Genomic DNA, 17,635 nt, shown 5'->3' on the forward strand with positions numbered 1-17,635 from the left:
CGCTTAAATCCTGTGCCAGTATTCCGGAGCATAACTTACCCGTTTGAGCTTATGCAAAGCCAGCCATGGAAGAACCAGGAATGCACTCAAACCAGCAATCGTCAGCAGATCGACAGCTAGAGGCGCTCCCCGGAACGCCTGATCGATAAACAGCTTCAGGAAATGACTAAACGGAAAAAGCATCCCAAACAACTTTGCTCCCAAAGGCATCGCGGAATACGGAAACGTTAATCCTGAAAAGGTAAAAGCCATGGCTCCATATGACGAGGCTATGCTTAGGCACATGCGAAGACTGGGAAAGACGCTGACAAAAAAAATACTGACCGCCTGGTAAGTAACCACAAACAACAGTGTTCCAAACAAAATCAACCCCAAACTTCCCCGCAAGGGCATCCCGAAATAGCTGAATTGCCCAATAACCATAAGAAAGGCAATCAACAGGAATACCAAACTGTAAGGCAACATTTTTCCAAACAACCCTTTTATCACATTTCCGCCTGCACTGTCGAGCCAATCGGATGCCGTTCCGTCTTTGAGCTCCGTTCCCAGGGCATAAACGGTAACGGTCATAATAAAAATCTGGAGCATCACCGGAAGGAAACAGGATACCAGATAATAGAAATAGCTAGTATACGGATTGAACAACACGTGAGTATCGAGGCGGATAGGTTGGATTTGAGCCATGGCCTGGTTTGGTGTGCTCCCTTTCTTTTCGCTGGTCGATAAGGCGATGCCGGCCGAAACCGTTCCAACCACCGTTTTAATATCACGCTGAAGCAAACTGCCCGGTATCAGGAACGCATTGTTGTAATAAGCCACCACATTGGGAGCGGTTCCGCGATAAACATCCTTTTCCATCCCGGTAGGAAAAACAACTAAGCCATATACCTTTTTCTCCTGCAACAATGCTTTCCCCTGAGCCAAATCATCCACTTCACGGGTAATCCGGATGGAAGAAGTCGCATCGATCATGCGGGTTACCTGCCGCGAAAGAGAAGAATGATCGGCATCGTAAACCGCTACCGGCAGATTTTCGGGCTTGCCCCCCTGAAACATGGTGATAAAAAACACGAATGTAGCCAGGGGCAAAACGAGCATCAGCAACAAATACACCCGGTCGGAGGCCATGCGCCCCAGCTCTCGACGTAAAGTATTCCAGACTCCGTGCTGTGAATTATCGCTCATTGCCATAGGATCTTTCCATTTTACAATCCGGCCCAAAAGGCGCCGGGCACTCAACGATTCAACGGTTTATATTTATCCCAGTTAATCAGGGCACTCATTCCGGGACGCATCCCATCAAGCTTTTTCACCGGAACAGCACGCACCTCAAAGGTTTTCATGTCGAAATCACCGGTACTGCGCGTGGCCCGCCATGTGGCATAGTCGCCCAACGGATTGATGTACGTAATCTTCACGGTCACCTCTTGTTTTCCGAGTGCAGGAATGCTTACGTTGAATTCGTCACCCATCCTCATTTTGGCCAGCATGTCTTCACGGATATTAAAGGTTACCCAGATGTCATTCAGATCGACAATCGTGATCACCGGAAAACCGGTACTGATCAATTCGCCTTCACCGGGAATGATATTCGAGATTTCACCGTCAATGGGTGCCTCCAGTTTTGTTTCTTTCAAATACGATTCGACTTCCGAAACGGCGCCGTTGGCTTGTTCCACCATAGCATCTGCAGCTGCCTTATCTTCCGAACGGGCTCCCTTCACAGCCATATCATATTGAGCCCGTGCCGCACGGGCTGTCATCTCTGCCGCTTCCTTTTGCGTTTCAACTTCATCCTTTTGCTGCAACGGAATCACGCCTTCGTTATAAAGATTCAATACCCGCTCATAAGTTTTGGCCGCCAACTCCGATGCCGCCTCCGCCTTCATCCACATATTCTTAGCCGCGACAATCTTCTCAACCCTGGTCCCTTTATCCGCCTTGTTTTTCTGCGCTACAGCAGCTGAACGAGCCGCACGGGCCTGTTCCAGTTTGGCTTCTACTTCCGAACTGCTAATGGTGAGTAAAACCTCACCGCGCGTTACTTTCTGCCCTTCCTTTACCGGAATGCTGTTAACACGACCTGCCAGCTTCGATGCAACCTTGATTTCCTTCGCATCCACTTCGCCCTGCAACATGGTAGGCGCCGGCTTAAAAGCAAACCACCCAACCAATGTCAGGACAACCAACGCAGCTACAATCGCTGCTCCGATAGTTAAATTCTTATTGTTCATAGGATATTCCTTGATTATTCATTCGAATGGTTTCAAAATCGTTGCTCCGGCCACATATCTCCAGCATTTTAGCCAGCATAACATCAAATTCATACACCACTTTCAGGCGTTCAATACGGGTTTTGGAGAGATTAAGGCTGGCATCCACCACATCAGTCGATGAAGCCAACCCTTGCTGGAAGGCCTTGTTCTTCACCCGAAGATATTCGTCGGCAAATTCCAATGATTTCCCAAGCGATTGGTATTGTTCGTTATCGTTTTGCATTTCGAGGTATAGCTTGGTGACTGCTGTTTGAATATCAAACCGGACTTTCCTTTCATAAGCTTCCACCTGGTCTTTTGCCGATCGGGCAGCATGAATTTTATTGACCCGGGCACGCCCGTCAAACAGATCGAACTTCAAACCAACGCCCACATACCAGTCCGGCATATACTCTGACAAATCCTTGTTATACACATTGGCGGTTCCCATCATATACACATCGGGATACCAGGCCGATTTTTCCTTTTTGATACCCTGGTCAGCCAGCATCTTTTTTGACTGGATTTGGCTCAAGCCAGGATTGTTGGCCAGCGCTTCGCTTTTGAACTCCTCCAAATCACCGAGGTTGGCCGTGAGGAACAGACTTGTTGACGGAAAAAAGTTACCATTCTTTTCCAGCGTACTTTGAAGTGAAGTCCGGATGAGGTCGGCATCGCGTTGTGCTTTGTTAAATTCCCGTTCCGCATCCGCATAGGCCACTTCAGCATGTAATCGCTCGGCAGCTGCAATCATTCCATTTGCTTCCAGTTTACGTGCATCGTCCAGGTGCTTGGCCATTCCTTCCATCACCTCCCGGCGCACTTCCACTACTTTTTCAGCCAGTCGTAATCCAAAATACCGCTGCACCAAGTCGGAAACCTGCTCTGCCGAAGTTGCTTTCAGTTTTGCATCTGCAACCTCAACTTTAATTTCGGCTGCTTTATTTGCCGCATCTATTTTTCCTCCGGTGAACAATGGCCAAAACATAGTCGCGTCAACGGTTCCAAACCTGTCTTTCTGAATAATCTGGATCCAATTCGTTCCCTCAATCTGTTCCAGACCGGCAGCCAGTTGTTGCCTGATTTGCGGCGTGGCAACATCAGGAGAGAAGCTTCCGTAGCCAGCCAGCGTTTGATACAAAGGGGTGATGGCATCCTTAACCGGTGTCAAATCGAGGTGAATCGGATCGGACATTGCCACATAGTTGGCTGATAACGAAACATGCGGAAAACGAAGGCCTCCGGTGGCTTTCTTCTCATATTCGCTTTGCTTCTTTTCCGAACCGGCCATTTTGATCATCCCATTGGCCTCATATAGTTGATGCAACGCGTCAGCAAAAGAAATAGTCACCGTATCGGCAGCATCACTTTCCCCTTCCTGCGCCCATGCTGACGGGACGGTTAGTGTCATCAAAATTCCCAGGAGAACAGGAAACTTTTTCATTTTTTTTCTTGTCATTTTATGTATTCTGCCAGTTGTTTGGTATCCTTCCGAAAACCTGTGAAAAATTCATCATCCACGATTTTCTCCGTCTTTTATTCCATCAAAAATAACATCCACAATTCCATTAAAAACCTGTTCCGGCGTATGTGGAATTCGCTGCTTCAAAGCTGGCGGCAACGATTCGCGATACCGCGGATCCAACAAGTTTTCCACCGAGATCAAAAAAATGAGCAATCCCATATTTGTCTTGTCATTTTCCTGTAAAAAACCCTGTCTTACACCTTCCGCCAACAAATTGTTCAGGTACATCAATGCCGCTTCCTTCTTGAACTGATTCAGTACTTCCCAGGCATCGGGTACATGTTCGCGAATGTCTTTTGAGAACACTGCTACGTCGTTCAGCCACATGCCCACCACTGTTAGCTGAGCTTTTAGTATTTCCCGGTAGGTAAGGCCCGGCTGATTCATTGCGGCTTCAATATCCTGCTGAAACTTCTGTTTGATGAGCTCAATTACTTCATCCAGAATCTCTCTTTTACCGGTGAAATGATTATAAATCGTTTTTTTACTAATCTTCATTTCCCGTGCAATCTCTTCTACCGTAATACGGCTGTACCCGAAACGGAAATAGAGAAGTCTTGCGGTTTCAACAATCTTCTGATAATTTACGGACTTTTTCACACTCCCTTAATTATACTTTTTTCGTTTTTTTAGTTTCCACACAAAAGTAGCGAAGTTTTTCGTGTAGTAATCATCCAACACTATCCGTAACAAAAAATTAATCCTTTATCCGGTTGCCCCCAAAATAAAAGGAAGGTAATCCGAGGTATTCCATTAATGAGATAACACCACTTTTGGTCAAACGCCCGTGATTCATTATTTTAGCAAAAGGGTGGGCCAGTTCGGTATGACTCTCCCTTTTTTTATGTTCATCGCTGAGACAGGTGAACAACCGATACCTGCTGACGGGAATCCGGGGCAAATCATAAGCCTCATTCCGCCTAACCCTTTCGGGGAAATACATCCGGGTATTGTCAAAAAATATTCATACCGAAATCTTTTTTTAGCCTAATCAAAATATTGAGTTGTTATGACACTGATTGATGCAGTCGTTCTGATTATTTATTTCATTGTTGTTTTAGCCATCGGTATTTACCACCACCGGAAAAACGAAAGCGAAGAAGATTATTACGTGGGCGGACGCCAAATGGGAAGCTTTCATATCGGCCTCTCGGTCGTCGCTACCGATGTGGGTGGGGGATTTTCCATCGGACTTGGCGGGCTGGGTTTTGTGATGGGCCTTTCGGGAAGCTGGATGTTGTTTACCGGTTTGATTGGTGCCTGGCTGAGTGCCGTCATCCTTATTCCTAAGATTTTTCAGTCAGCACGTGATCAAAATCTGCTTACTTTTCCTCAACTTCTGGGTACTCATTACGATAAACGAGTAGCTTTTGCGGCCGGAATTATTTCAGCCATTGGTTACATCGGTTTTACCAGTTCGCAGCTGCTGGCGGGAGCAAAACTGGCAACTGCAACCTTCCCGGAAATTGACACCAAAATTGCCCTGATTGTGATGGGTGTGATTGCCGTTGCCTATACTGGCCTTGGCGGCCTGAAAGCGGTAATTTACACCGACAGTTTCCAATGGGCCATCCTAATGTTTGGACTGGTCTTCATTGGAATTCCATTGGGTTTTATCGGGATTGGCGGAATGGATGGTATTAACGCTACTTTGCCTGACAAATTTTTCTCGTTACAAAATATTTCCATTGCCAAAATCATCAACTGGAGTATTACCATTATTCCTATCTGGTTTATAGGAATGACGCTTTACCAGCGGATTTATGCCTGCAAAGATGAAAAGACGGCGAAACGCGCCTGGTACATCGCCGGCTTGTTCGAATATCCGCTGATGTCGTTCATGGGCGTTTTACTCGGAATGTTTTCCCGTGTGGCCACCATCCAGGGGATGTTTGCTGATGCCGGTTTCGCCGATGTTAATAGCATTGATGCAGAGCTGGGACTTCCATTGCTATTGAAATATGTACTTCCTGCCGGCGTCATGGGGCTTATGCTGGCGGCTTATTTTTCAGCTGTCATGTCCACCGCCGACAGTTGTTTGATGGCTGCTTCCGGAAATATTCTGACTGATATCTTCAAATTCAAAGGCAAATCCGGACGGGGCAAAATGGTTGTCCCTCAGATAGTGACCATTATCGTGGGTGTTTTTGCCATTCTGCTGGCTTCCAGCATGCAGAATGTGCTGGAGCTGATGCTTTATTCCTACGCCTTCATGGTTTCCGGCCTCCTGATTCCCGTTCTCGGAATTCTGTATTTCAAACGAAAAGACCCCGGTGCCGCTTTCTGGTCAATGGTAACCGGCGGAACACTAACGATTACATTGACGCTCATCAAGAAAGATTTGCCATACGGCCTTGATCCTATCTTCTTTGGTATCATTGCAGCTTTGTTAGTATTTATTCTGGTTAACCGAATAAAAACGCCAAAGCCTGCCTACCTATATAAGTGATTAGGCATTTAAACGAAAAGGGTGACCCGCAAACAGGTCACCCTTTTTTTAAAATTATACGTTGGCATTTAGCAATGAGTGCACTTAGGTCATGCTCCCAATCTATTTAAACTATTTCTTTAAGAAAACGGAAGGATGTACATCTTCAGTCTCTCGTGAAAACTTTATCGAAATCACTTGAATACACTAATTAACTGTAGTTTACATGGAATATATTAAAGTATTACATTAATCATCAGTTTTACCTCCCTTTTCATCATAATGAATTCGATTTTCCAGCTCGTCGATGATTGTTTTTTCCCATTTTGGCACTTTTAACAAGTGGGCAATCCGACCAATCATGTGTGAGGCGACCGGAGCGGTGATGAAAATGAAAATAATGACAAGCGCCGCTTCGATGATCACATAAGCAACCGGAAAATGGATGGATACCGCCACCAGCATTAACAGTGCTCCAAACGAAGAGGCTTTAGTGGCAGCATGCATTCGAATGTACAAATCGGGAAGACGCAACACGCCAATGGCAGCCAGCAACATAAAAAAGGCACCCAAAACCAGTAATACCGCCGAAATCCATTCACTTATCATAGTATCGCTTTTTTAGATAGATGGCAAAAGCCACCGTTCCCATAAATGTGATGAGCGCAATCATCACCGCTACGTTCAGGTAAACTTTTTCTCCGCTTAAAAAAGTTATGGCGAGCGTAATTCCGATCACCAGAGAAGCAATCAGATCGAGTACAACCACTCTATCGGGCAAACTGGGTCCTTTCACCAGCCGCCAGAAAGCCAGAAAAAATGCGAGCAGTAACATACCCATCGCCACGTTGGCCGCATTGGTAATAACCGTTGAGAGAAGTATCATGACCAAACCTCCTTTACTCTTTTTTCAAGCCCTGTTTTCACCTCTTCCCTGTAGGCTTCCGGGTCCTCCAAATACAAAACATGTACATACAGCCTTTTCTTGTCTTCCGACACATCTAGGCTCAAACTCCCCGGAGTCATGGTGATCAGGTTCACCAACGTGACGATTTCCGCATCACTTTTTATGTCCAGCGGAATTTCCACAATGCCGGGTTTCATGTGATGCGTCGGCGTTAAAATATCGTACGCCAATACCAGATTAGCTTTGAGCAGTTCCCACAAATAAAACCCGGCGAACGCGATGACCTGAACTATTTTCACAAAGATGTACTTCATTGTTTTCCGGTATTAGTTTCCTAAAACGGCTTTTATATAAGATGACGGATCGAGCAATTGATGAGCTGCCGTCATGCAGAAATCGAAAAAGAAACCGACGGCAACCCCCATCCCGATAGAAAAGAGCGCCAGTACCACTGATGGAAATATCATGGCAAACCCCAATTTCTTTTCCTGGTAAGCGATCACCTCTTCTGCGTCTTCCGGCTGCTTTTTCCAGAATCCTTCATTCCAGATCTTCATCATCGAAAAGAGGGTGATAAGCCCCACAAACAATGAGATGGCTGTCACCAGAAAATGGTGCGAATCGAAACCGGCTTTTACCAAAATGAATTTCCCGAAGAAGCCGGACAAAGGCGGGACTCCGGCCAGTGCAAACGCCGGAATCACAAACAACAGTGCCAAATAGGGATGTGATTTGTACAAACCTCCAATACTCTTTAACTCAAAAGTGCCTTTTAGCTTACTCACCATGCCCCCGACCATAAACGTATTGGTTTTGGCCACAATGTTGTGCCCCATATAGTAAATGGCTCCGGCAATCCCCAACGGCGTGAAAAAACCGAGTCCCATAATCATGTAACCGATTTGGGAGATGATGTGAAACGACAAAATCCGCCGGATATCGTATTGCGATGCAGCCGTAAAGACACCAATCAGCATTGTCAGGCCACCGGTTATCAGGAACAGCTCTTTCCAAATTCCGCCAAGCGGCATAAAAAACAGGGTAAAGAACCGAATCATGGCATACACCCCCACTTTGGTTAGCAACCCGGCAAAAAGTGCCGTAACCGCCACCGGCGGCGTGTGATAGGATGCCGGCAACCAGAAAAAGAAAGGAAAAACAGCCGCCTTAATACCAAAAGCAATGAAGAACAACATCGCAGAACTATTCACCAGATTCGAAGCAGGCTCGTGTTGCAACTTTACCGCCAAATCGGCCATATTCAGTGTACCCATCTTTCCGTAGAGCAATCCGGCTGCCGCCAGAAAAAGCATCGACGAAACCATGTTGATGGTCACATATTTCACCGCTCCTTCCAGTTGTTTACGTTCTCCGCCCAGCGTAATCAAAACAAACGACGAAATGAGCATCACCTCGAACCAGACGTAGAGATTGAATACATCGCCGGTTATGAAAGCGCCATTCACGCCCAACAGCAGAATATTGAACAGCAAATAGAAATGGAATTTCAATCGACGTTCGTCCATCATCCCCAGTGCATACACCGAAACCGTAAAGCCAATAAGTCCGGCAAAGAAAAGCATGATGGCACTGAACATATCAGCCACCAGCGTAATGCCAAACGGTGCCGGCCAGCTTCCCACTTGCAACACCAGAATGCCATCGCGGTAGACTTTAACCAGAATAACGATAGCAACCGCCAGTTGCGCCAGCGTGAAAAACACTCCCGAAGCCTTTCGGAAGTTCAGGCTGTTTTTTGCGAACAAACTGACAATTGCCGCTAAAACAGGAAGAACCAAAGGTAACATGAGTAGGTTTTCCATCTGCTAATCCTCTTTTAGTTGGTCGAAATCAACTGTTCCCGACGATTGATAAAAACGGTAAATCAATACCAGCGCAAACGCTGTAATCCCAAATCCAATCACCAGCGAAGTCAAAACCAACGCCTGCGGTAACGGATCGGCCACACTAGCCTGCGCCACTTTCTGTCCTTCCTGCACAAACGGCGGACTCACTTTCGACAGACTTCCCGCCAGGAAAACCAACAAATTGGTGGCATGACTGAAAAATATCAACCCGAGAATCAGCTTCACAATGCTTCGCCTCAACAGAAGATAAACGCCTGCTGCATATAAAACGCCGATGACAATAGCCAGTATGATTTCCATTATTCTATGTCGATTATATCAAACATGATGGTTAATAACACCCCGATGACCGCCAGATATACTCCCGCATCGAAGAGCACCGGAGTTCCCAAATGAAGCTCCTGCCCGAACGGCAGATGTAAGGTCGTCCACATGCCGGTCATAAACGGCTCGCCAGCCAAAACACTCAGCAAACCAGAAACCAGGATAACAGCCAAACCTGTTCCCAGTAAAGCGGAGGTGGAAAGTGGTAATTTCCTTCTTGCTTCCGCAGAATTGAAGGCTAAAGCGTAGAGAATGTAAGCTGAAGCTGCCATCAATCCGCCAATAAAACCACCTCCCGGCTGTTGATGCCCGCGATACAGGACGATCAGCGAAAGGATGAACAGCAGCGGTCGTAATTTCGTGGCTGCGATGCGGAAGATATTCGAATACGGATTACTCATTCTTCCTTCTTCTTTTTGGGTTTCAACTTCAATAGCGAAAACACTCCTATGGCCGCAATCATCAGCACAACGGTTTCACCCATGGTATCCAGTCCCCGGAAATCAACCAGAATGACATTCACGATGTTGCGGCCATGGCCTTTGGTAAATGCTTCTTTCAGGAAATAGTCGCTGATGGGCGGACTGATTTTGATGAACTCGGCTTTTAAAACCAGCGCTGTCATAAAACCGCCGAAAACCAAGGCAATGATTCCATCCCTGATTCGGCTTGTCGGTCGGGAATACTTGGGCATGTACGATGGCAAATGATACACCACCATCACGAAAAGGACCAGCACCAGCGTTTCCACCAGGATAAGCGTAATTGCCACATCGACTGCTCCATACAAAATGAATATAAAAGCCATGGCATAACCGATAACCCCCAACAAAATGATGGCAACCAAACGGGAGCGCGTAAACACGGCGCCCAACGCGGCCGTAATGATAAGCAGACTTATCCCGATAAGGTAAAACGGAACTTCCTCCCAGTTGGCCTCAAATCCCCAGCCACGCGTGTGGTAAATCTGGTACCAAACCAGCAACGACGAAACAATAAAAATCAACATCAGGTAGAAGCGGTGATAACCATGCTGAACCACTTCAGTATGCCTTTTTGTAAACGAGAGGAAGCTCTCTACCAGCTTCCGGAACAGGTCGGCAAACTCAATCTTGAAATAACGTTGATTAAATTTTCGCAGGGCTTTTGTCGCTGGTTTCCGAAAGAAAAAGAGCGTTAGCCCCAGCGTAACCGTAATTACACTTAGCAGAAATACCAGATTCAGCCCGTGCCACAATTGAATGTGGAGTTTAACCGGACTGGCATTCACCGCATCGATGGCCGGCAGCACCAGCGGTTGTGTTAGTATGGCCGGATAAATTCCCATGAACAAACTGGTCACCGAAAGTACTACCGGACCAATCAGCAATGGAATGGCTGGCTCGCGTGGAATTTTGGGTGGGTCTTTTTTCTTGCCGAAGAAAACACCATGACCAAACAAGAACGCCACAGCGACCATGAATATATTGGCCGCAACCGCCAGTATGGCCAGGTAAACAGCAATTTCAGGGGCCTGTACTTTCGCATCGTAGATAACTTCCTTCCCAATGAATCCAAGGAACGGAGGTAATCCCGCCATGGAAAAAAGTGTTAGAAATGTTGCGACAGCTGCTACCGGCATCACCGGCCACATGCCTCCCAGGTGTCTTATGTCACGGGTACCTACGGTTTTATCAATAGCCCCGGCAATCATAAACAATGCACCTTTATACAAGGAATGGACAATCAGAAAGATGACCATGGCTGTAATGGCCAGCTCGGTGCCTATTCCAACCAGCAGCACCAACATTCCCAGCGCACTAATGGTCGTATAGGCCAGTATTTTCTTTAAATCGAATTGCGTAAACGCGAAGTAGGCTCCTACCAACATCGTCATGGCGCCGGCCAAGCCCAGCGAAAATTGCCAGAGATCTGTCCCGCCCAAAATAGGCTGAAGCCTTGCCAGTAGGTATATTCCGGCTTTTACCATCGTCGCCGAATGCAAGTAAGCACTTACCGGAGTGGGTGCTTCCATGGCGCCGGGAAGCCAGAAATGAAAGGGAAATTGCGCCGACTTAGTGAATGCTCCCGCCAGAATCAATAACACCAACGGCATGTACATTTTGCTGCCTTTCACCACAGCACCATCCTGCAACAGGTCGGTCAGCTCGTAACTTCCGGCTACATTACCCAACAGAACAAATCCGGCCAGCATGGCTAAACCTCCAAAGCCGGTAATCAACAATGCCTGCAGTGCTGCCGCCCTGGCTTCCGGACGTTCATGATTAAAACCAATGAGGAGAAACGAGGAGAAACTGGTAATTTCCCAAAACAGGAACAGCGTAATCAGGTTATTGGCCAGCACCAAGCCCAGCATTGCTCCCATAAACAGAAGGATATAGAAGTAAAATCTTCCCCGCATGGGATAATGCTGCATGTAATAACCTGAATAGATAAAAACCAGCGTTCCCATTCCGGTTATCAGCAAGGCAAAAAGAAGACTCAATCCGTCCAGGTAAAACGATAAGTGGACATGCAACAATGGGAACCAATCGATTGACTGAATGATAAAATGCCGATCGATAATATCCGGAAGCTGCTTAAGCAACAACGTAAATAGTAAAGCCGGCAGTAAAGCATACAGGTAGCCGGAAATCTTTCCCAGTCGTTTGTCAATGAACGGGGTCAGAAATGCCAGGAAAAAAACTACACCGACAATCCGGATTAACTGCATAAGTAAAAGGTTTAGTCAGACTCGAACATCGTTCGAAGTTGTTGTTTAATTGTTTTTTAAGAATACAACTAAATTATGGTTTTGTTTATCTCTTTATTCGTAAAAACACCCGACTATAAAAAAATACTTTATTATTTCGCTACGGCATTGGTATCTTATGATTTTAAACATTTAGCCTTTTAAAGCTGTTTATTTAGCGTTATCTTCAGGTCATTAAATGTCAATACATCAAGACAATAAACAATCGTTCAAAAAATATTGACCTGTCTGATTTAAGTTAGTAAGCTATTGGGGAGCCGACTGACTGCTAACGAAATAAATATTTCGGGTTGGGTTAAAGACATCGTTACCGGCTAATGAATGTATGCAGCAACCAACAAATGAAAAGCGAAAGGTGAGAGGGAAAACTGAAGTACGCATCACCATTATCTACTTAGTCATTGGTATTCTTTGGATCACTTTATCCGATGAGGCTATCCTCATGCTGGGCCAAAGCGCCGAGGACATCACCCGTCTGCAAAATTACAAAGGTTGGTTCTTTGTTATTTCCACTTCCTTACTCATCTTCTTTCTTATCAGACAGGAAATTCGGAAGCGAAATGCCGTTGAAGATCTTTTACGCTTAAGAAACGAAGAACTTTCTGAGAGCCTGGAAACCATCCGCCAATATCAAACCGAAAAACGTTCGAGCCAAAAGCGTTTTCTGGGTTTATATGAAAATATACGGGAAGGGTTTGCCTGGTTGGATATTTCCGGAAATATTAAGGGAGCCAATCCTGCTTTTCTGAATATGCTCAATTTTGCTTCGGAACAGTTACTCGGGAAACACTACCGTGAACTCTGCCCCATCGGTTTCACCCGGTTTTTATCCGAAATTGAGGAGCGAGGTTATACGGATATTATCGATATTGAACTGTTAAATTCAACGGGTCAAAAAGTTCCGGTATCGCTAATGGCCTACAAAATGCCCGCTCCCACAGGAGATAGTGAGGAAATCTGGGTAATTGTTAAAGATATTGTCGATCAGAAAAAAGCGGAAAAGGATATCTTAAAAGCAATGCACCGTGCCAAGCAAAGCGAACGATTGAAATCAGCATTTCTGGCTAATATCTCGCATGAAATACGGACGCCAATGAACAGCATCATTGGTTTTGCCGAGCTTTTGGGAAACGACGATCTACCCGACGAACGAAGAAAATGGTATAGCCGCATCATTGCCGAAAATGCTGAGATGTTGCTGGCAATTGTCAACAACGTATTGGATATCTCCCGCCTGGAAACCGGGCAGCTAAAAGTGGTTCGCCACGAAACCGATTTGAATAAGATCATCTCGGATATTTATGACCTGTTTACTCTTCAGGCTCAGGAGAAAGGCATTGAACTAAACATTAAGAATCTTCTTCCCAAAGAGTTGGCCATTGTTCATACCGATGAATCGAAACTCAAGCAAATTCTCATCAATCTTACCGGTAATGCAATAAAATTTACCCATGAGGGACAGATAAATATCAGCTGCTCCGTTGAAAACGGCGAAGTTTATTTCTCTATCGCTGATACAGGTATAGGTATTGCTCCCGAGGACCAGAAAGCCATTTTTGAGCGATTCCGTCAGGTAGACGATTCGACGACCCGGAAATATGGAGGAACCGGCCTGGGATTGACCATTTCACTTGGCTTAACCGAACTTCTGGGAGGCTCATTGAAACTCGAATCTGAACACGGAAAAGGTTCCGTATTCCACGTCCGCATTCCGGTACAAACTCCGGTCCCTGGAAATGAGACGACTTTGAAGAAAGATTCCGTTCTCTCCCGTAAACCGGAAGGTGCTTCCATTCTGGTTGTTGAAGACGGGCGGGCCTCCTCTCTCCTTATCAAAGAGGCCCTAAGAGAACTCGATGCAAATATCATCCTTGTTAAAGACGGAGAATCAGCCATTGAAGTCTGCTCCGAAAACACGGCCATCCGGCTCGTTCTTATGGATTTAAACCTACCGGGAATAGACGGAACAGAAACGGCCCGCCTGATAAAAGAAAAATGCCCGGGAATTCTAATCATTGGTCAAAGTGCGCAGCAGCCCAGTCATCAAAATTCATCTAAACAACAGACCATTTTCGATGATTTCCTTCTCAAACCCTATCTCCCGAAAGAACTCGTAGCGTTAGTGAAAAAGCATATTTGATTTTTTTGTAAAAACTGCCCTTTCCGGCACACCAATTGAATAAGTTTACCAAACATATTTCCTATTTTTAGTCTCCTTATCCTGCTTGATCATTACCGACAAAAAAGTTAGATTATTCATCCCAAATCACTCACAATGAAGAAATTCATCGTGTTCTTTTTCATGTTAACATCCGTTCAACTGTTTGGAAAAGGGCTACTTAGCGACACACTGCGGGCGAAGGTCCAAAAACACCTGTTCATTGGATTGAAATATGCCCCGGGATTTGTCATGCAGACATCCAACTTCTTTAGGGGCTATAATGAGAACTCTACCCCAATCGACCACAATCATTCGGAAACTGTCATCCTGGGGTGGCAGTCGTATGGCGATCGCGAATGGGAACAATATTACGGTTATCCGGCATATGGAATTGGCTTTTATACGGCAACCTTCCCAGGACAAAACAATGAACTGGGTAAGCCCATCGCTATCTATGGCTTTTTCAGAGGGCCTTTTAAACGATTCAATAAAGTAGCATTGAACTACACGGTTGGATTGGGCCTTACCTACAACTGGAAACCATACGACCCTGTTACCAACCCATGGAACACCGTGATTGGCTCGAAAGAAACCGTATATATTGAGTTTGGCACCAACGTATCCATTCCGCTATCCAAACATTTTGAACTGGTTGCTGGTGGTCAGTTCAACCATTTCTCCAATGGTTCCTTGAAGAAGCCCAACAAAGGCATCAACCTGGTGGCTCCGTTTGTGCAGCTGAACTACCAATTCAACGAACGACCGGAGTTCAAATGGCAGTCCCCTGCCCCCATCTCGAAAATCTGGGAAACCAACATCTCCATGGGCTATGGTGTAAAACAACTGCAACTCGATATATCGAAGATGCCGGGAGTTTCTCCATGGAATGACAAATTATTCAATGCCTGCAACCTGAGCGTGAACTTTCAGCGACCCGTAAGCCACATTGTAAAAGCGGGGTTCGGTACCGATGTGGTGTACGATGAAACTTTTAATACGACGTTAGCTTTCGACGACCAGGATAATCCTTACAAAGTGCACGGCAATTTCTGGGATGGAATCAGCCTGGGCTTTTTCGGCTCAGCCGAATTCTATTTGAACCGGTTTGCCGCCTGGACTCAAGTGGGATATTACGTTATCCGGAAAAACGACAACGAGGACGGGCACAAACTCTTCCAGGTCGTTGGCCTGAAGTTTTTCTTCCTGAAAAATACTTTTGCGGCCATAGGCCTGCGGGCTACCGAGTTTTCTAACGCCGATTACATTGCCTGGACCATTGGACACCGGATAAAATGGACCCGAAAAAGTCGGTAGTTCATCCAAAGTTCGTTAAACTCTTCGAAGATTTTTCCGTTACCTTTAACATCACAAAATTGTAGCGAAATATTACCATGCAGCACGAAGGAAACCTGATTAAAATGAGAACGGAAGCCGAAAGTCCCGTCCGTTATTTTTTACCTCTTGGCGAAGAAGTTATTGCCATGAACGATCTGATTGGAAGCCAATTGACTATTAGCTTTTCCGGGCAAATCAATTGCATCCATTGCGGGAAAAAGACCAAGCGTTCCTTCGGACAGGGCTTTTGTTACCAGTGTTTCCAAACGGCTCCGGAAGCTGATCCCAGTGTAATGCGGCCGGAATTATCGCGTTCACACCTTGGAATTGCCCGGGATTTGGAATGGGCGCAAAAGCATGACCTGATTGACCATTATGTTTATTTGGCTGTGACGGATGCCCTAAAAGTGGGGGTTACACGTCATCATCAGGTACCAACCCGATGGATTGACCAGGGGGCCAGCTTTGCCATCAAACTAGCGAAGACGCCCAATCGCCACATCGCCGGTGTAATAGAAGTATTCCTGAAAAATTATCTGAACGATAAAACCAACTGGCGCGCCATGCTGCGAAACCAAGTGGATGAATCCATCGATTTGGCTGATGAGAAGGAACGGGTTGCAACCCTGCTCCCGGAAGAGCTCCGAAAATACCTCAGCGACGAACATGAAATCATGTCGCTTACCTATCCGGTAAACAAATTTCCTGATAAGATTAAAAGCATTTCACTCGATAAAACACACCAGGTAGAAGGGGTGCTCAGTGGCATCAAAGGGCAATACCTGCTCTTCGATGACGACCGTGTTTTCAATGTCCGGGCTCACAACGGCTACTTCGTGGAACTCAAAGCCTGATTACAGGAATTTGAACGAAATATATACCGCTGCCGAGAGCATGATCATTAACGAGATGAAATAGAAAAAGGAAACCCAGATAAACCGTTTGACAGTAACCCACCAGCTCCGTTGGTAGAACTTTCGGATAGCCAAAAAGAAATAGGTGCCTGCTGCCACAAAAAGCAACGTGGTAATATAGCCGTCGAGTTTGGGGCCGGCCACCCAAATTCCCAGTAAAGCAATGATTCCGGCCAGATAGAGAAAGGCATGAAAATGCACTGTAAAGATCAAATGATTGATGTAATACGGATGCGTTTTCCGGAAAAACAAACTAAGAAACAGTGCAAACACCGGAATTAACAAAAATACCAGCCAGGAAGTCGTCTGCAGCAACTTAGACATAAAGACTTCAGGATATTTCAACAACATCGAAACCTTCTGAAATATTTCCTTTTCCGACGAATTGGTAAGGGTATCTTTTCCAGCCTCCATCTGTTTTGAAACTTCCTGCAGAATATCGCCGTGCGTCTTCATCTTCTCCACGGCTTTATTCTGCAACGAATCAACTGGCAAACCCCGGCTACTGATCTGCTTTTCGATTTTGTCTGCATCTTTGAGATGAGATCGGAGAACTCCTCTGTAATGAAAACTCAACAACAAGAAGAATACAAAACTGAAGAAAAAAAGCAACCGGAATGGCGGAACATAACGCACCCGCTTCCCGGCCAGAAATTCTTTCGTCAACTTTCCGGGCCGGAGAAAAAGCGGTTTGATGGTATGCCATAACCGGGTATCGAATGCGGCCACATTGCCCAGAAAATCGACAGCTACCATACCAAAAGGTTTCTGAAAATCACGCACCGACTGTCCACATTCAGGGCAATAATACCCTTGAAATGTTGTTCCGCAATTTTTACAGGTCTCCTGATTTTCAGGCTCAACAGGCATGTTATTCAACATTAAATCCGACTTTGTCATGAGCGATAAACCGTTTGGTTAGTGTTATTGGTAAATATAATATTATGAATTATTCTTATAAAATTATCACCAATAATTCCATCCGGGAATGAATTTCGAATTCAAAAAGCCGATACGATGATTAATTGATTTCAGGCAGGTATCCATCTAAAAATAGCTATCTTCGCATCTGGTCTGAAATTAAGACCTGTGGCTCGGGTATAGGGAAGAAAATCATTTTATTTTCCTGTAAATTTACCTTAGTTTATCATTCATTCGAGAACTGT

Annotated in this window: 16 protein-coding genes; 4 read left to right on the top strand and 12 right to left on the bottom strand. The window is 45.6% G+C overall.

Going from position 1 to position 17,635, the window contains the following annotated elements; genetic code table 11:
• Positions 1 to 3: 3 nt before the first annotated feature.
• The 4 genes from T426_RS22240 to T426_RS0100235 all read right to left on the bottom strand — a co-directional run bounded on the left by T426_RS22240 (position 4) and on the right by T426_RS0100235 (position 4,380).
• Positions 4 to 1,185 (bottom strand): ABC transporter permease, encoded by a 1,182-nt coding sequence (locus tag T426_RS22240; RefSeq protein WP_169737664.1) that lies wholly within the window; start codon positions 1,183 to 1,185, stop codon positions 4 to 6.
• Positions 1,186 to 1,235: 50 nt separating this feature from the next.
• Positions 1,236 to 2,234: an HlyD family secretion protein gene (locus T426_RS0100225; RefSeq protein ID WP_027585125.1), complete on the bottom strand. Its 999-nt coding sequence runs from the start codon at positions 2,232 to 2,234 to the stop codon at positions 1,236 to 1,238.
• A complete protein-coding gene (locus T426_RS22245; protein ID WP_169737665.1) occupies positions 2,224 to 3,699 on the bottom strand; it encodes a TolC family protein in 1,476 nt (491 codons plus the stop codon). Before T426_RS22245 ends, T426_RS0100225 begins: the two co-directional genes overlap by 11 nt.
• A 69-nt stretch (positions 3,700 to 3,768) precedes the next feature.
• Positions 3,769 to 4,380 (bottom strand): TetR/AcrR family transcriptional regulator, encoded by a 612-nt coding sequence (locus tag T426_RS0100235; protein ID WP_025862514.1) that lies wholly within the window; start codon positions 4,378 to 4,380, stop codon positions 3,769 to 3,771.
• 409 nt (positions 4,381 to 4,789) lie between these two features.
• Here T426_RS0100235 and T426_RS22250 point away from each other — a divergent pair, with 409 nt between their 5' ends.
• Positions 4,790 to 6,229: a sodium:solute symporter family protein gene (locus T426_RS22250; protein ID WP_025862518.1), complete on the top strand. Its 1,440-nt coding sequence runs from the start codon at positions 4,790 to 4,792 to the stop codon at positions 6,227 to 6,229.
• A 228-nt stretch (positions 6,230 to 6,457) separates the two neighbouring features.
• Here the strand turns inward: T426_RS22250 and mnhG are convergent, their stop codons facing one another.
• Genes mnhG through T426_RS0100280 form a run of 7 tightly spaced genes read right to left on the bottom strand, consistent with a single transcriptional unit; the run spans position 6,458 to position 12,020 of the window.
• Positions 6,458 to 6,817 (bottom strand): monovalent cation/H(+) antiporter subunit G, encoded by a 360-nt coding sequence (gene mnhG / locus T426_RS22255; RefSeq protein WP_036984089.1) that lies wholly within the window; start codon positions 6,815 to 6,817, stop codon positions 6,458 to 6,460.
• Positions 6,807 to 7,094 carry an MrpF/PhaF family protein gene (locus T426_RS0100255; RefSeq protein WP_025862520.1) on the bottom strand — a complete coding sequence of 96 codons (288 nt, stop codon included), beginning with the start codon at positions 7,092 to 7,094 and terminating at the stop codon, positions 6,807 to 6,809. The genes mnhG and T426_RS0100255 overlap by 11 nt, the downstream gene beginning before the upstream one ends.
• Entirely contained in the window at positions 7,091 to 7,429 is a 339-nt protein-coding gene (locus T426_RS22260) for a Na+/H+ antiporter subunit E (protein WP_025862521.1), read from the bottom strand. Before T426_RS22260 ends, T426_RS0100255 begins: the two co-directional genes overlap by 4 nt.
• 12 nt (positions 7,430 to 7,441) lie before the next feature.
• Positions 7,442 to 8,938 carry a Na+/H+ antiporter subunit D gene (locus T426_RS0100265; RefSeq protein ID WP_025862522.1) on the bottom strand — a complete coding sequence of 499 codons (1,497 nt, stop codon included), beginning with the start codon at positions 8,936 to 8,938 and terminating at the stop codon, positions 7,442 to 7,444.
• 3 nt (positions 8,939 to 8,941) lie between these two features.
• Positions 8,942 to 9,283: a Na+/H+ antiporter subunit C gene (locus T426_RS0100270; RefSeq protein ID WP_025862523.1), complete on the bottom strand. Its 342-nt coding sequence runs from the start codon at positions 9,281 to 9,283 to the stop codon at positions 8,942 to 8,944.
• A complete protein-coding gene (locus T426_RS0100275) occupies positions 9,283 to 9,708 on the bottom strand; it encodes an MnhB domain-containing protein (protein ID WP_025862524.1) in 426 nt (141 codons plus the stop codon). Before T426_RS0100275 ends, T426_RS0100270 begins: the two co-directional genes overlap by 1 nt.
• Positions 9,705 to 12,020 (bottom strand): putative monovalent cation/H+ antiporter subunit A, encoded by a 2,316-nt coding sequence (locus T426_RS0100280; protein WP_027585127.1) that lies wholly within the window; start codon positions 12,018 to 12,020, stop codon positions 9,705 to 9,707. The genes T426_RS0100275 and T426_RS0100280 overlap by 4 nt, the downstream gene beginning before the upstream one ends.
• A 394-nt stretch (positions 12,021 to 12,414) precedes the next feature.
• On the opposite strand from T426_RS0100280, the gene T426_RS0100285 reads away from it, so the two are divergent.
• The 3 genes from T426_RS0100285 (at position 12,415) to T426_RS0100295 (ending at position 16,409) form a co-directional block, all read left to right on the top strand.
• Positions 12,415 to 14,199, top strand: a complete 1,785-nt coding sequence (locus T426_RS0100285; RefSeq protein WP_036984090.1) for an ATP-binding response regulator — start codon at positions 12,415 to 12,417, stop codon at positions 14,197 to 14,199.
• A gap of 135 nt (positions 14,200 to 14,334) precedes the next feature.
• Positions 14,335 to 15,534: an acyloxyacyl hydrolase gene (locus T426_RS0100290; RefSeq protein ID WP_025862531.1), complete on the top strand. Its 1,200-nt coding sequence runs from the start codon at positions 14,335 to 14,337 to the stop codon at positions 15,532 to 15,534.
• Between the two features lie 77 nt (positions 15,535 to 15,611).
• Positions 15,612 to 16,409 (top strand): DUF2797 domain-containing protein, encoded by a 798-nt coding sequence (locus tag T426_RS0100295; protein WP_025862532.1) that lies wholly within the window; start codon positions 15,612 to 15,614, stop codon positions 16,407 to 16,409.
• On the opposite strand, the gene T426_RS24795 is transcribed toward T426_RS0100295, so the two are convergent.
• On the bottom strand, positions 16,410 to 17,369 hold the full coding sequence (locus tag T426_RS24795) for a DUF3667 domain-containing protein (protein ID WP_025862534.1): 960 nt from the start codon (positions 17,367 to 17,369) through the stop codon (positions 16,410 to 16,412). It abuts the gene before it with no gap.
• Positions 17,370 to 17,635 lie beyond the last annotated feature (266 nt).

Origin of the sequence: Prolixibacter bellariivorans ATCC BAA-1284 (assembly GCF_000621705.1) — a bacterium.
Lineage (GTDB): Bacteria > Bacteroidota > Bacteroidia > Bacteroidales > Prolixibacteraceae > Prolixibacter > Prolixibacter bellariivorans.